At 71.4% G+C, this 14,802-nt stretch carries 11 protein-coding genes; 8 read left to right on the forward strand and 3 right to left on the reverse strand.

Translation table 11 applies throughout. The features are described 5' to 3' along the window. Positions 1–17 precede the first annotated feature (17 nt). Complete coding sequence (locus tag AB0F61_RS03575) at positions 18–377, forward strand: YciI family protein (RefSeq protein WP_357802908.1); 360 nt, start codon at positions 18–20, stop codon at positions 375–377. 28 nt (positions 378–405) lie between these two features. On the opposite strand, the gene AB0F61_RS03580 is transcribed toward AB0F61_RS03575, so the two are convergent. After that, positions 406–798 (reverse strand): cytidine deaminase, encoded by a 393-nt coding sequence (locus tag AB0F61_RS03580; protein ID WP_357802910.1) that lies wholly within the window; start codon positions 796–798, stop codon positions 406–408. Between the two features lie 117 nt (positions 799–915). Between AB0F61_RS03580 and hrpA the strand changes: the two genes are divergently transcribed. Beyond that, complete coding sequence (hrpA, locus tag AB0F61_RS03585) at positions 916–4,986, forward strand: ATP-dependent RNA helicase HrpA (protein WP_357802912.1); 4,071 nt, start codon at positions 916–918, stop codon at positions 4,984–4,986. A gap of 51 nt (positions 4,987–5,037) precedes the next feature. Here the strand turns inward: hrpA and AB0F61_RS03590 are convergent, their stop codons facing one another. Then, positions 5,038–5,970: a LysR family transcriptional regulator gene (locus tag AB0F61_RS03590; RefSeq protein ID WP_357802914.1), complete on the reverse strand. Its 933-nt coding sequence runs from the start codon at positions 5,968–5,970 to the stop codon at positions 5,038–5,040. Positions 5,971–6,053: 83 nt separating this feature from the next. Between AB0F61_RS03590 and AB0F61_RS03595 the strand changes: the two genes are divergently transcribed. The 6 genes from AB0F61_RS03595 to AB0F61_RS03620 all read left to right on the forward strand — a co-directional run bounded on the left by AB0F61_RS03595 (position 6,054) and on the right by AB0F61_RS03620 (position 13,257). Further along, complete coding sequence (locus tag AB0F61_RS03595; protein WP_357802916.1) at positions 6,054–6,737, forward strand: succinate dehydrogenase cytochrome b subunit; 684 nt, start codon at positions 6,054–6,056, stop codon at positions 6,735–6,737. A 1-nt stretch (position 6,738) separates the two neighbouring features. Next, on the forward strand, positions 6,739–8,676 hold the full coding sequence (locus AB0F61_RS03600) for a fumarate reductase/succinate dehydrogenase flavoprotein subunit (RefSeq protein ID WP_357802918.1): 1,938 nt from the start codon (positions 6,739–6,741) through the stop codon (positions 8,674–8,676). Further along, complete coding sequence (locus AB0F61_RS03605) at positions 8,673–9,437, forward strand: succinate dehydrogenase/fumarate reductase iron-sulfur subunit (RefSeq protein ID WP_357802919.1); 765 nt, start codon at positions 8,673–8,675, stop codon at positions 9,435–9,437. The genes AB0F61_RS03600 and AB0F61_RS03605 overlap by 4 nt, the downstream gene beginning before the upstream one ends. Positions 9,438–9,657: 220 nt before the next feature. Continuing rightward, the gene (locus AB0F61_RS03610; protein WP_357802921.1) at positions 9,658–10,842 is read left to right on the forward strand and encodes a zinc-dependent alcohol dehydrogenase; all 1,185 of its coding nucleotides are present in this window, start codon (positions 9,658–9,660) and stop codon (positions 10,840–10,842) included. Positions 10,843–10,980: 138 nt separating this feature from the next. Further along, the gene (locus AB0F61_RS03615; RefSeq protein ID WP_357802922.1) at positions 10,981–11,991 is read left to right on the forward strand and encodes a serine hydrolase; all 1,011 of its coding nucleotides are present in this window, start codon (positions 10,981–10,983) and stop codon (positions 11,989–11,991) included. Positions 11,992–12,162: 171 nt separating this feature from the next. Then, positions 12,163–13,257 (forward strand): MBL fold metallo-hydrolase, encoded by a 1,095-nt coding sequence (locus AB0F61_RS03620; RefSeq protein WP_357803223.1) that lies wholly within the window; start codon positions 12,163–12,165, stop codon positions 13,255–13,257. Between the two features lie 12 nt (positions 13,258–13,269). On the opposite strand, the gene dgt is transcribed toward AB0F61_RS03620, so the two are convergent. After that, positions 13,270–14,781 (reverse strand): dGTP triphosphohydrolase, encoded by a 1,512-nt coding sequence (gene dgt, locus AB0F61_RS03625; protein ID WP_357802924.1) that lies wholly within the window; start codon positions 14,779–14,781, stop codon positions 13,270–13,272. Between the last annotated feature and the right edge of the window lie 21 nt (positions 14,782–14,802).

The raw sequence follows: 14,802 nt of genomic DNA on the forward strand, positions 1-14,802 counted from the left end.
CGTCCTAGGGTGTGGGCATGCGATTCGACCAGCACACGGTCGTCCTGCTGGTCCGACCGGCGGACCCGCCGGAGCTGCCGCAGGACGCGATCGACAGGTTGCAAGACGCGCACCTGGCCCACCAGGCGGGGCTCGTCGAACAGGGGCTGGTGCTCGCGACCGGGCCGTTCCTGCACCCCGACGACGACCAGTTACGGGGCTTCGTCGTGCTCTCCATCGCCCCGGACGACGCGCGCACCCTCTACGCCAACGACCCGGCGGTGCGGGCCGGACGCCTGGTCGCACACGTGACGAGCTGGCTGGTCGCCGAGGGCAACGTGCGGTTCGAGGGCGTGCCGATGCCACGCTCGATGCTGGAGGCGGCCTCCGGCGACTGACGCCGCGCCGGTCAGGACGCCGCGCTCGTCAGCCGGCCGTGCCGCTCTCGGCTTCCGCCGGCACCTCCCCGAGCGGGACCACCCGTAGATCGTCCACCGGGCCGACGATCAGCCGCAGCGCCGGGAAGTACTCGCGCAGCACCTGCCGGCAGTCGCCGCACGGCTCACTGACCTCGCGGCCCCGGTCGGTGACCGTGACGATCGTCTCCACCTCGGTGACGCCCTGCGTGGCGGCCGTGCCGACCACCACCAGCTCGGCGCAGGTTCCGCCGGTGGCGTGCGCGACGTTCACGCCCGTGAAGACCCGCCCGTCGGCGGTCCGGGCCGCCGACGCGACAGTGTGGCGCTGGCTGCGGCACCGCAGTTTGGCGACCGCCGTGGCGGCCTGCACCAACGCGCGGTCGGTGTCGCGCAACTCCATCCCGGCCCCCAACGCTCGACGTCGGTCGCCAACTCTAGGTCCCGCGAGCGTCGCGGGACCGGCCGGGCGGTAACCCAGGAGCGGTACGCCGTCGGGCTGCCTATCCTTGGGCACGACATGCAGAATCCAACCGCCTCCGTCGCGACCGACCCGGTTCGCGAGCTGCACCGCCGCCTGACTCCTCTGATGTTCCGCGACCAGCGCCGGCTCCAGCGGCGCCTCGACGGTGCCCGCAAGCTGCGCGACCCGCAGCGCCGGGAGGCAGCGCTGGCCGAGATCACCGCCGACCTGGTCCGGGCCGAGCAGCGGCTCGCCACCCGCCGAGCGGCGGTGCCGGTGATCACGTACCCGGCGGGGTTGCCGGTCAGCGAGCGCAAGGACGACATCGCCGCCGCCATCCGCGACCACCAGGTGGTGATCGTGGCGGGCGAGACCGGCTCCGGCAAGACCACCCAGTTGCCCAAGATCTGCCTGGAGTTGGGGCGCGGGGTGCACGGCCTGATCGGGCACACCCAGCCCCGACGGTTGGCGGCCCGGACGGTGGCCGACCGGATCGCCGACGAGTTGGGCACCGAGTTGGGTGACGTGGTCGGCTACAAGGTGCGCTTCAGCGACCAGGTGAGCGAGCGCAGCCTGGTCAAGCTGATGACCGACGGCATCCTGCTCGCCGAGTTGCAGACCGACCGGATGCTGCGCCAGTACGACACGTTGATCATCGACGAGGCGCACGAGCGCAGCCTCAACATCGACTTCATCCTCGGGTACCTGCGGGAGCTGCTGCCCCGGCGACCCGACCTCAAGGTGATCATCACCTCGGCGACCATCGAGACCGACCGGTTCGCGCGGCACTTCGCCGGGCCGCCCACCGCCGACGAGCCGGAGGGCGTGCCCGCGCCGGTGGTCGAGGTCTCCGGCCGCACCTACCCGGTTGAGGTGCGCTACCGGCCGCTGCTCGAACTCGCCGAGGGCGAGGAGGACGGCGACGGCGACGAGGAGAACGTCCGCGACCAGATCCAGGCGATCGGCGACGCCGTCGAGGAGCTGGCCGCCGAGGGTCCCGGCGATATCCTGGTGTTCCTCAGCGGTGAGCGGGAGATCCGGGACACCGCCGACGCGCTCGCCAAGCTGGTGCAGTCCAAACGCTCCCTGCTCGGCACCGAGATCCTGCCGCTGTACGCGCGGCTCTCCAGCGCCGAGCAGCACCGGGTCTTCGCCGCGCACACCTCGCGCCGGGTGGTGCTCGCCACGAACGTCGCGGAGACCTCGCTGACCGTGCCCGGCATCAAGTACGTGGTGGACCCGGGCACCGCCCGCATCTCCCGCTACTCCAGCCGGCTCAAGGTGCAGCGGCTGCCGATCGAGCCGGTCTCCCAGGCGTCTGCCAACCAGCGCAAGGGCCGCTGTGGGCGTACCTCGGACGGCATCTGCATCCGTCTCTACGACGAGCAGGACTTCCTCTCCCGGCCCGAGTTCACCGACCCGGAGATCCTGCGCACCAACCTGGCGTCGGTCATCCTCCAGATGACCGCGATCGGGCTCGGCGACCTGGCGGCGTTCCCGTTCATCGATCCTCCGGACAAGCGCAACATCACCGACGGCGTCAACCTGCTGCACGAGCTCGGCGCGTTGGACCCGACCGAGGCCGACCCGGCGAAGCGGCTCACCGCGCTGGGCCGGCGCCTGGCCCAGTTGCCTGTCGACCCGCGGCTGGCCCGGATGGTGGTCGAGGGCGAACGCAACGGCTGCGCCACCGAGGTGTTGGTGATCGCCGCCGCGCTGTCCATTCAGGACCCGCGCGAGCGGCCGGCGGAGAAGCAGGCCCAGGCCGACCAGGCGCACGCCCGGTTCGCCGACAAGGAGTCGGACTTCGTCGCCTACCTCAACCTGTGGCGCTATCTGCGGGAGCAGCAGCGGGAGCTGTCCTCAAGCGCGTTCCGCCGGATGTGCAAGGCGGAGTACCTCAACTACCTGCGGATCCGCGAGTGGCAGGACATCGTCAGCCAACTGCGGCAGGTGCTGCGTACCCCGGCCGACGGTGACCGGCGTGGTGGGCGACCGGCGCGCGACACCTCGGACGGCGCGGACGCCGGCCGTGGCGAGAACCGGCGCGGCGGCGCGGACCTGCCGGAGGAGATCGACACCCCGAAGGTGCACCAGTCGCTGCTGCCCGGCCTGCTGTCGCACATCGGCCTGAAGGACGCCCAGAAGCATGAGTACCTGGGGGCGCGGGGCGCGAAGTTCGGGATCTTCCCCGGGTCGGCGCTGTTCAAGAAGCCGCCACGCTGGGTGATGGCCGCCGAGCTGGTGGAGACCTCCCGGCTGTGGGGGCGCATCGCCGGCCGGGTCGAGCCGGAGTGGGTGGAGCCGCTGGCGCAGCACCTGGTCAAGCGCAGCTACAGCGAGCCGCACTGGGAGAAGAAGCAGGCCGCGGTGATGGCCTACGAGAAGGTCACCCTGTACGGCGTCCCGCTGGTCAGCTCGCGCAAGGTCAACTTTGGGCGGATCGACCCGGTGTTGAGCCGGGAGTTGTTCATCCGGCACGCCCTCGTCGAGGGCGACTGGCAGACCCACCACCAGTTCTGGGCGGACAACAAGCGGCTGCTCGCCGAAATCGAGGAGTTGGAGAGCCGGGCGCGACGGCGGGACATCCTGGTCGACGACGAAACGATCTTCGGCTTCTACGACAGCCGGATCCCGGCCGACGTGTCCTCGGGGCGGCACTTCGACAGTTGGTGGAAGAAGACCCGCCGGGAGCAGCCCGACCTGCTCACCTTCACCCGCGAGGTGCTGGTCAACGACGGCCGGCCGGGGGTGGACGAGGACGACTACCCGGACGAGTGGCAGGCCGACGGGGTCCGCCTGCCGCTGACGTACCGGTTCGAGCCGGGCACGCCGGACGACGGCGTCACCGTCGACATCCCGCTGCCGCTGCTCAACCAGGTGCCGGCGGAGAGCTTCGACTGGCAGGTGCCGGGGCTGCGCGAGGAGACCGTCATCGCGCTGATCCGCTCGCTGCCCAAGGCGATCCGCCGCAACTTCGTTCCGGTGCCGGACTACGCCCGCGCCGCCCTGGCGGCGATCACCCCCGGCGAGGAGTCGCTGCTGGACGCGCTCACCCGTGAGCTGCGCCGGATGACCGGGGTGACAGTGCCCCGCGACGCCTGGGAGCCGGGCAAGCTGCCCGCCCACCTGCGGGTGACCTTCCGGGTCCTGGGCGACGACGACAAGCCGGTCGCCGAGGGCAAGGACCTGCCGGCCCTGCAACGTCAACTGCGCCAGGAGGTACGCCAGGTGGTGGCGGCCGCCGCGCCGGAGGTGGCCCGCACCGGGCTGCGCGAGTGGAGCATCGGCACCCTGCCCCGGACCATCGAGCAGGTCCGGGCCGGCTACGCGGTGACCGCGTACCCGGCGCTCGTCGACGAGGGCGCCACGGTCGGGGTGAAGGTGTTCGACTCCGCCGCCGAGGCGGAGGCTGCGCACTGGGCCGGCACCCGCCGACTGTTGCGGCTCACCGTGCCGTCTCCCGCCCGGTTCCTGCAGGGGCGGCTCAGCAACGAGGCGAAGCTGGCGCTGAGCCGTAACCCGCACGGTGGCGTGCAGGAGCTGATCGAGGACGCGGCGGGCGCGGCCATCGACCGGCTGATCGGCGACGCCGGCGGCCCGGCCTGGGACGCCGAGGGGTTCGCGGCGCTGCGCGAGAAGGTCCGCGCCGACCTGGTCGACACCGTGGTCGAGGTGATGGACCGCGTCCGCAAGGTCCTCGCCGCCGCGTACGCCGTGGAACAGCGCCTCGGCGCCACCCGCAACCTCGCCGTGGTGGCCGCGCTTGCCGACATCCGCAAGCAGCTCGCCGGTCTGGTGCACGCCGGTTTCATCACCGAGACCGGGTACGCCCGGTTGCCCGACCTGCTGCGCTATCTCACCGCCATCGAACGCCGACTGGACCGCCTCGGCGGCAACCCGCAGCGGGACCGCCAGCAGCAGGACCGCGTCGCGGTGGTGCAGAAGGAGTACGACGACCTGCTCGCCGCGCTGCCGCCGGCCCGCCGACAGGCGACCGCCGTGCGGCAGATCCGCTGGATGATCGAGGAGTTGCGGGTGAACGTCTTCGCCCAGGCGCTGGGCACCCCGTACCCCGTCTCGGAACAGCGGATCTACCGGGCGATGGACGACGCCGAGGGCCGCTGAGCCGGCGGCCGGGCCGCTGCCGGGCTCTTCGCGGCGGCGGCCCCGGCCGGGTCAGGTCAGTGGCTCCACACCGGGGGGCAGTTCGCCGAGGTCGATCGCCGACTGGATGTAGTCGAGCAGGATCCGGCGAAGCTCCCGGCCGGCGTGGGTGGGTACGACGTCGCGCCGACGGGCCACCGCGATGGTCCGCCGCACGCCGGGCGGGGCGAGCGGGGTGATCCGCACGCCCGGCCGGCGAGCCAGCACGATGCCGGGCACGAGCGCGATGCCGAGCCCCGCCTCGACGAAGCTGAGCACCGCGTCCATCTCGCCGCCGTCCACCGCGAAGGTGGGTTCGAAGCCCGCCTCCCGGCACGCCTGGATGGTGGCGTCGCGCAGGTCGTACCCCTCCCGGAACATCACCATCGGCTGGTCGCGCAGGTCGGTGATGCGCAGCTCACCGGTCACCGAGGCGGTCGCCACCTCCCCCACCGAGGCCACCACCAGGCTCTCCCGCAGGATCGGGTCGACGCGCAGGCCCGGGTCGGCCCCCTGCGCCGGCATGATGATCAGGGCCAGGTCGAGGTCGCCGCGGAGCAGGTCACGCACCAGGTCCTGGGAGCCGCCCTCCTCGACGCGCAGGTCGATGGTGGGGTGGGCGTCGCGGAACCGGCGCAGCACCGGCGGGGCGAGCGAGGTGGCCAGGCTCGGGGTGGCGCCGAGTCGGACCCGGCCCCGGCGCAGCCCGACCAGCTCCTGCACCTCCCGGGTCGCGGTCTCCACGTCGGCGAGGATCCGGGTGGCCAACGGCAGCAGCACCTCGCCCGCCGCGGTGAGCGCGATGTTGCCCCTTACCCGCTCGAACAGCGGCGCCCCGAGGTCGGCCTCCAGAGCGTGAATTTGCTTACTGAGCGAGGGCTGCGTGATGCCCACGATGTCGGCCGCATGGGTGAAATGTCGTACTTCGGCCACCGCAACGAAGTACCTGAGCTGATGGAGCTGCATCTACATAGCCTACGGCTATCAACACTACGACTTTGATGCATTGGACGACTGATCGAAGTGCTCCTAGCGTCGGGTACGTGGTAATGACGAAAACTCGGTCGCCCATCCGCTCGAACGTCGGCCTCAAGGCCGTCATGGCGGTGACGGGCATCCTGCTGGCGCTGTTCCTCATCGCCCACATGTTCGGGAACCTGAAGGTGTTCACGGGGGAGACCTCGTTCGACCACTACGCGCACTGGCTGCGCGACATCGGCAAGCCGCTGCTGCCCGGCGTCTGGTTCCTGTGGATCCTGCGCACCGTGCTGGTGGTGGCAGTCGTCGCCCACATCGTCGCCGCCACCGTGCTGGCCCGGCGCGCCCGCGCCGCCCGCCCGGTCAAGTACGCCCACCGCAAGAAGGTCAACGGCAGCTACGCGGCCCGCACCATGCGCTGGGGCGGCGTGATCATCCTGCTCTTCGTGATCTACCACCTGCTGGACCTCACCACCGGCACGCTGAACCCGGTCGGCAACGAGAGCAAGCCGTACGGCAACGTCGTCGCCGACTTCGCGCCCGAGCGCTGGTACGTCACGCTCTTCTACACCCTCGCCATCCTCGCGGTCGGCTTCCACCTGCGCCACGGCGCGTTCAGCGCGTTCCGCAGCCTCGGCCAGCAGACGCCCCGTGGCGAGCGCCGGGCGCGCACCGCGGCGCTCGTCTTCGCCGTGCTGCTCTGCGCCGGATACCTGGTGGTCCCGTTCGCCGTACTCACCGGATTGGTGTCCTGACATGGAACTCTTCACCGAGGGCGACCCGATCGCCGACACCAGGGCTCCCGCCGGCCCGGTCGAGAAGCGCTGGGAGACCCGCCGCTTCGAGGCCAAGCTGGTCAACCCCGCCAACCGTCGCAAGATGACGGTGATCGTGGTCGGCACCGGCCTGGCCGGCGGCTCCGCCGCCGCGACCCTGGCCGAGCAGGGCTACCACGTCAAGTCCTACTGCTACCAGGACAGCCCGCGCCGGGCGCACTCCATCGCGGCCCAGGGCGGCATCAACGCGGCGAAGAACTACCGCAACGACGGTGACTCCGTGCACCGGCTCTTCTACGACACCGTCAAGGGCGGCGACTTCCGCTCCCGGGAGTCGAACGTGCACCGCCTCGCCGAGGTGTCGGTGAACATCATCGACCAGTGCGTCGCCCAGGGCGTGCCGTTCGCCCGCGAGTACGGCGGCCTGCTCGACACCCGCTCCTTCGGCGGCGCCCAGGTGCAGCGCACCTTCTACGCCCGGGGCCAGACGGGCCAGCAGTTGCTGCTCGGCGCGTACCAGGCCCTGGAGCGGCAGATCGGCCTCGGCAACGTCGAGATGAACGCCCGGCACGAGATGCTGGAGCTGGTCCTCGTCGACGGCAAGGCCCGCGGCATCGTCGTCCGGGACCTGGTCACCGGCGAGATCAGCACCGAGATGGCCGACGCCGTGGTGCTCGCCTCCGGCGGCTACGGCAACGTCTTCTACCTCTCCACCAACGCCAAGGGCTGCAACGTCACCGCCACCTGGCGGGCACACCGCAAGGGCGCGTACTTCGCCAACCCCTGCTACACGCAGATCCACCCGACCTGCATCCCGGTCTCCGGCGACCACCAGTCGAAGCTGACCCTGATGAGCGAGTCGCTGCGCAACGACGGCCGGGTCTGGGTGCCGAAGACCAAGGGCGACGACCGCAGCCCCAAGGACATCCCCGAGGACGAACGGGACTACTACCTGGAGCGGATCTACCCCTCCTTCGGCAACCTGGTCCCCCGCGACATCGCCTCCCGCGCCGCGAAGAACGTCTGCGACGAGGGGCGCGGCGTCGGCCCGACCAAGCTCGGCGTCTACCTCGACTTCGCCGACGCCATCGGCCGGCTCGGCCGTAAGGCCATCGAGGCCAAGTACGGCAACCTCTTCGAGATGTACGAGCGGATCACCGGCGAGGACCCGTACGAGGTGCCGATGCGGATCTACCCCGCCGTGCACTACACGATGGGCGGCCTGTGGGTCGACTACGACCTCCAGTCGAACATCCCCGGCCTGTTCGTGATCGGCGAGGCCAACTTCTCCGACCACGGCGCGAACCGGCTCGGCGCCTCGGCGCTGATGCAGGGCCTCGCCGACGGCTACTTCGTGCTGCCCACCACCATCGCCAACTACCTGGCCGGCGGCGGGTTGGAGAAGGTCGACGCCAGCCACCCGGCGGCGGTCGAGGCCCGCACCGACGTCGAGAACCGCGTCCAGCGGCTGCTGGCGGTGAACGGCGACCGGACCGTGGACTCGTTCCACCGGGAGCTGGGCCAGATCATGTGGGAACACTGCGGCATGGAGCGCAGCGAGGCCGGGCTGCGCAAGGCCATCGACGAGATCCGTGCCCTGCGCGAGCAGTTCTGGCAGCGGGTCAAGGTGTCCGGCACCGGCGAGGAGCTCAACCAGTCGCTGGAGAAGGCCGGCCGGGTCGCCGACTTCTTCGAGCTGGCCGAGCTGATGTGCATCGACGCCCTGCACCGCGAGGAGTCCTGCGGCGGCCACTTCCGGGCCGAGCACCAGACCCCCGACGGTGAGGCGCAGCGCGACGACGACCGGTTCGCGTACGTGGCGGCCTGGGAGTTCACCGCCACCGGTGAGCCGTCGGTGCTGCACAAGGAAGACCTGAAGTTCGAATACGTCCACCCCACGCAGCGGAGTTACAAGTGAACCTGACCCTGCGCATCTGGCGCCAGAAGGGCCCTGAGGACAAGGGTCGGATGGTGACCTACCCGGTCGACGACGTGTCCCCGGACATGTCGTTCCTGGAGATGCTCGACGTGCTCAACGAGCGGCTCATCCTCGCCGGCGAGGACCCGGTCGCGTTCGACCACGACTGCCGCGAGGGCATCTGCGGCATGTGCGGCCTGATGATCAATGGCGACGCGCACGGGCCGCAGCGCGGCACCACGGCCTGCCAGCTGCACATGCGGCAGTTCACCGACGGCGAGACGATCGACATCGAGCCGTGGCGGGCCAGCGCCTTCCCGGTCATCAAGGACCTGGTGGTCAACCGGGGCGCCTTCGACAAGATCATCGCTGCGGGTGGTTACATCACCGCGCCGACCGGCAGCGCGCCCGAGGCACACTCCACTCCGGTGGCCAAGGCCAACGCCGACGCCGCCTTCGAGTCGGCGGCCTGCATCGGCTGCGGCGCGTGCGTGGCAGCCTGCCCGAACGGCTCCGGCATGCTCTTCACCGCCGCGAAGCTCACCCAGCTCTCCCTGCTGCCGCAGGGGCAGCCGGAGCGCTACACCCGGGTCATCGGCATGGTCGACGCGCACGACGAGGCCGGTTTCGGCGGCTGCACCAACGCCGGCGAGTGCACCCCGGCCTGCCCGAAGGGCATCCCGCTGAACACCATCGGCCGCCTCAACCGCGACTACCTCGCGGCCACCACCAAGGGAGCCGGCAACACCCCCGGCTCCTGAGGCACCGCCACCTGGACCGCCGTACCCCTTTCCGGGGTACGGCGGTCTGGCGTTTGGTCGCACGTGCCGATCCTGCGTGATCCACTCGGGTTTCACGAAGTCGGGCTGTCACAGCGCGTCGGATACCGCGACTTCAAGGAACGCGAGTCGATCGAGCCCGGTTCAAGTGCCCGACCCCGGGTAGCAGTCTCTCCAGACCGCGTGAGAAGGGACGAGGGACATGAAGGCACTGACCTGGCAGGGCAAGCGGGACGTACGGGTCGAGGAGGTGCCGGATCCCCGGATCGAGGAGCCGACCGACGCGATCGTGAAAATAACGTCGACCGCTATCTGCGGTTCCGACCTGCACCTGTACGAGGTGCTCGGGCCGTACCTGAAGCCCGGTGACGTCCTGGGCCACGAGCCGATGGGCATCGTCCAGGAGGTCGGGTCGGAGGTGACCGGCATCAAGCCGGGCGACCGGGTGGTGGTGCCGTTCAACATCTCCTGCGGGAGCTGCTGGATGTGCCAACGCCAGCTCTACGCCCAGTGCGAGACCACCCAGGTCACCAGCGAGGGCAAGGGCGCCGCGCTGTTCGGTTACACCTCGCTCTACGGTTCGGTGCCCGGAGGGCAGGCCGAGTACCTGCGCGTCCCGCAGGCCCACTTCGGCCCGATCGTCGTCCCGCCGACCGGCGCCGACGAGCGCTACCTCTACCTGTCCGACATCCTGCCCACCGCCTGGCAGGCCGTGAAGTACGCGGACACCCCGGCCGGCGGCACCCTGGCCGTCTTCGGGCTGGGCCCGGTCGGGCAGTTCTGCGCCCGGATCGGCCGCCACCTCGGCGCCGGCCGGGTGATCGGGCTGGACCTGGTGCCCGAGCGGCTGGAGCTGGCCCGCCGGCACGGCATCGAGGTGCTCGACGTCCGTGAACTGTCAGACGTGCCGGGCGCGCTCATCGACCTGGTCGACGGGCGCGGCCCGGACGCGGTGATCGACGCGGTCGGGATGGAGGCGCACGGTTCCCCGGGCGGCAAGCTGGCCCACGCCGCCGTCGGGCTGCTGCCGGACAAGCTGGCCCAGACGATGACCGACCGGGTCGGCATGGACCGGCTGTCCGTCCTGCACGCCGCGCTCAAGGCGGTGCGCCGTGGTGGCACCGTGTCGCTGTCCGGCGTGTACGGCGGTGAGGCGGACCCGATGCCGCTGATGGAGATGTTCGACCGGGGCGTCCAACTGCGGATGGGGCAGTGTCACGTGCGCCGGTGGACCGACGAGATCCTGCCACTGCTCGCCGGTGACGACGACCCGCTGGGTGTGGAGGACCTGCGTACCCACCGGGTGCCGCTGGCCCGCGCTCCGCAGGCGTACGAGATGTTCCAGAAGAAGGAGGACGGCTGCATCAAGGTCGTGCTCGAACCGTGAGTCGGGTGGTGGTGGTCGTTGGCTCGGCTGAACCGTTCGGGACTGTTCGGGACTGTTCGGGAGGGCACTGTGGATCGATCAACTCGCCTAGGGTGGTGGGCCGGCAAGCGCTCTGGCGCACCACGATGGGGGAGACGGTTGACCATACGACTGAACCGCAGAACAGCACTCGGATTGGGCACGGTGGCCACCGCCGGCACGGTGCTCGGCGTCGCAGCTCCGGCAAGCGCCGCCCAGAGCGCCGGGGCCACACCGACCACGCCCGCCCGGGCCGCCCTCCGGGTCGCCTCGGTTTTCACCACGCACAGCACCGAGGCCGGTGGCAACTGGCAGGCGTACGTCAGCGTGGCCGGACCGGCCGGCGCGCCGGTGGTCGCTGTGGCGGCCGACCCGGACCGGCGGATCGAGGCGTACAGCGTCAACAAGATCGCGGTTGCCACCGCTGTGCTCGACAAGGTCGACCGAGGGCTGCTCACCCTGGACCAGCAGGTGGAGGTGAGCGCGGCGATCGTCGTGCCGGGCGGTGACGGCATCTTCAGCCTGGACGGCGCGTACCCCAGCACCGTGACCCTCGGGCACGTGCTGGCCAACCTGCTGACCGTCTCGGACGACACCGCGGTACGACTGTGCGGGCTGGTCGCCCCGGCGGCCGAGATCAATTCCATCCTGGTCGCCAAGGGTTTCCCGAACACCCAGGTCGAGCCGGTCGCCAACCCGAACCGGTTCTTCCTCGGCACGAGCACCCCGCGCGAGACGCACGACCTGCTGCGCGCCCTGGTCGGCGGCACGCTGCTCTCCCCCGCCTCGACGACGTACCTGCTGGGCATCCTGCGGTCGCCGGTGGCGTTCACCGACGGCATCCGGCGCACCATGTCCTCCGACGGGCGGGCGCGCATCGCCACCAAGGCCGGCTGGTACGCCGACGCCCGGCACGAGGCCGGCGTGATCTTCGACCACTCCGGCGCGGCGGTGCTCACCTATGCGCTCTTCGCCGACGGGCAGGCCAACCCGGAGGACTTCGGCGCCACCCACCCGGCGGTGCAGGCCCGCGCCGCCATGGGCCCCAAGTTCCTGGCCGCGGTGGATCGGATCGCGGGCACGGGCACCACGTTCCGGGTCACCGCCCAGCGTCCCAGCAACGGCGGCTAGGGCACACCCCGCACCGTCCCGGGTCGGTCGCCGTTGCCGGCGACCGGCCCGGCGTGGCGACCGCCGAGGCACGCCTTGGCGGGGGTGACTACCGTGTAGGGCTGACACGTCGGAGGGACGGCAATGGCACAAGCGCGGAGCACGGACGTGGAACGGTCGCTCGGGCGGCGGATGCGGGGCGCGGCGGGCCTGGCCGCGCTGGCCGGGCTGGCCTGGGTCGCCCGGGACGTGCCGGCGGCCCTCGGTGGCCGGCTCAGCGGAGCCCGGGCCGAACGGGCGGCCCGCTCGGCCCAGTTCCGCGAGGGCACCTTCCACAACCGGGCCGGCACCCGCACCATGGTCGCCGAGCCGGGGCGCAACGTGCTCCGCGAGCTGATCTTCGGCAAGCAGAAGCGGCGACCCACCGCGCCCGTGCCGCTGGTGCGGCCCAGCGCGCCGGAGGCCGCCGACACCGCCGACGAGCTCAACATCGTCTGGTACGGCCACGCCTCGACGCTCATCGAGATCGAGGGTCGGCGGGTGCTGCTCGACCCGGTCTGGAGCGACCGCTGCTCACCGTCGGGCATGGTCGGCCCGCGGCGACTGCACGAGCCACCGGTACGCCTCGACGAGCTGCCCCCGCTGGACGCCATCCTCATCTCCCACGACCACTACGACCACCTCGACATGGCCACCGTGCGAGCGCTGGTGGCCGGGCAGTCCGCGCCGTTCCTGGTGCCGCTCGGCGTGGGCGCGCACCTGGACCGCTGGGGCGTACCCGCCGAGCGGATCATCGAGCTGGACTGGTCCGAGTCGCACCAGGTCGCCGGGCTGGAGATCACCGCCACCGCCGCCCAGCACTTCTCCGGTCGCGGGTTGCGCCGCGACGGCACGCTCTGGAGCTCCTGGGTGGTGGCCGGAGCGCGCCGCAAGGTCTTCTACACCGGTGACTCCGGCTACTTCGACGGGTACGCGGAGATCGGCGCCGAACACGGGCCGTTCGACGTGACGCTCATGCAGATCGGCGCGTACGACCACGCCTGGCCGACGATCCACATGTTCCCGGAGGAGGCCGTCACCGCCCACCTCGACCTGCGCGGTGGCCTGTTCGTCCCGGTGCACTGGGCGACGTTCAACCTGGCCCTGCACGACTGGTCCGAGCCGGTCGACCGGCTGTGGGCCGAGGCGAAGGCCCGCGACGTGCGGCTCGCCGTGCCCCGCCCGGGTGAGCGGGTGGTGGTCGACGAGCCGCCCGCCGTCGACGGGTGGTGGCAGTCGGTCGCCTGAGCGGTAGGCCGCTCACAGCACGAACGCGTCGGTCCAGAGCGCGCCGGACCGGCCGGACAGCGCGTCCAGCATGGCCACCGCCTGACCGTCGGTGAGCTGCGCGACGAAGTCCACGATGGCCCGGCCCCGGGCCCGACCGATCCGGTCCGGGGTACGCGGGTGCAGCTCCGCCTCGGCCAACTCGACCAGGTCGTGCAGCCGGCGGGGCAACCGGGACTCCTCCTCCGGGTCGAGCAGCCACTCCCAGAGCGCCTCGACCAGGGTGCCCAGCAGTCGGGCCTGACCGCGCTGGTGCAGGGCGAGATCCGGGCGGGCCAGCACGAACCGGTGGTGGACGAACTTGAGCACCTGGACCTCGTGCCACTGCGCGCAACCCAGCAGCACGTACCCGGAGCGCACCGACGGCTGGTCGGTCACCGTGATCGCCTCGACGAAGCGGGTGGACCAGCGGGCGGAGAACCGCGCCACGTACTGCTCGGCCTCGATCGAGCCGTCGAACGGCATCGCCAGCAGCCCGTCCACCAGTTCCTCACGGACGTGCTCGACGGCGGCGGCGAACGCGTCGTCGTCGGCGATCCAGGCGTCCTTGCGGTGCAACTGGCGACGTAGCCGCTCGATGGCCGCGCCGGGTCGTCGCGCCGCAGTGGCCAGCGCCGCGTCGGTGATCGCCCGGAGCTGCCCGCTCTCGCGCTGCCAGGCCATCAGCTCGGCGGAGACCGACCCCTGCTGGAGTACGCCGACCCGGTAGAAGTCCTCCACGTCGTGGATGGCGTACGCGATGTCGTCGGCGGTGTCCATGACCGACGCCTCCACGGTCTGCTGCCAGTCCGGGATGCGAGAGGCGAACGGCTCCCGCGCCTGCCGCAGGTCGTCCAGTTCGGTGCGGTACGCGCCGAACTTGGACGAGCCGCTCTCCGGGTCGTCCGGCGGCGGGGTCGCTCCGCGCGGCGGTGGGACCATCGTGCGTGGGTGCGGATCGGGGTGGTCCAGCCGGGTCCACGGGTACTTCAACATCGCCGCGCGGACCGCCGCGGTCAGGTCCAACCCGGTGGTGGCGGCGCCCCGGATCTCGGTGCTGGTGACGATCCGGTACGACTGCGCGTTGCCCTCGAAACCGTCGGAGAGGCCGAGGCGTTGACGGGCCAGCCGGTCCAGCACCCGCTCCCCCAGGTGCCCGAACGGCGGGTGGCCGAGGTCGTGGGCGAGCGCGGCGGCCTCCACCACGTCGGCGTCGCAGCCGCCGAGCTTGTCCAGCAGGTCACGCGAACGCTCGTCGGCCGTCAGCCGCTCGGCGATCGACCGGCCCACCTGGGCGACCTTCAGGCTGTGGGTGAGCCGGTTGTGCACAAGCAGGCCGGAACCGACCGGGCTGATGACCTGGGTGACCCCGCCGAGGCGGGCGAAGAACGGCGAGCCCACGATCCGGTCCCGGTCGGCGCGGAACGGGTTGGCGGCGAGGTCGCCGAGGGCGCGGGCGCTGCCGCCGAAGAGTCGACGGGCGCGCGGCTCCGCAGGTGTTTCCATGATCGCCACGCTAGCGCAGGC

Source organism: Micromonospora sp. NPDC023888 (assembly GCF_040639415.1).
GTDB lineage: Bacteria > Actinomycetota > Actinomycetes > Mycobacteriales > Micromonosporaceae > Micromonospora.